Consider the following 251-nt stretch of genomic DNA (forward strand, 5'->3'; position numbering starts at 1 on the left):
TGTCCGTATCGTATCAATAACCAGCGCCGCTGCCTGAAAGAGAATTTTCAAGCAAGTCTCTAAACCAGTTTTTAATCTTTTGTTCTAACTGATAACTTCCCCTTTCCATATACATTCCTGCCATTGTCCCAAGATCTGATGGTGACCACCCCAGCTCCTCCAGTTTTTTATCAAACTCTTCATCAGAAATGAGATAAGCCTGTTCGGGATTTCTCAGCATCGCTTCGCGTTCGAGCTGGTCTTTCTGTTGC

At 43.8% G+C, this 251-nt stretch carries 1 protein-coding gene; it reads right to left on the bottom strand.

Annotation, left to right across the window (positions count from 1 at the left end; genetic code table 11):
- Window positions 1-13: 13 nt before the first annotated feature.
- Window positions 14-251 (bottom strand): hypothetical protein (locus SB752_RS32970; protein WP_486320414.1); only part of this gene is annotated, 238 nt, incomplete at its 5' end.

The organism is Brevibacillus sp. SIMBA_040, assembly GCF_046535075.1.
In the GTDB taxonomy this organism is placed as follows: Bacteria; Bacillota; Bacilli; order Brevibacillales; family Brevibacillaceae; genus Brevibacillus.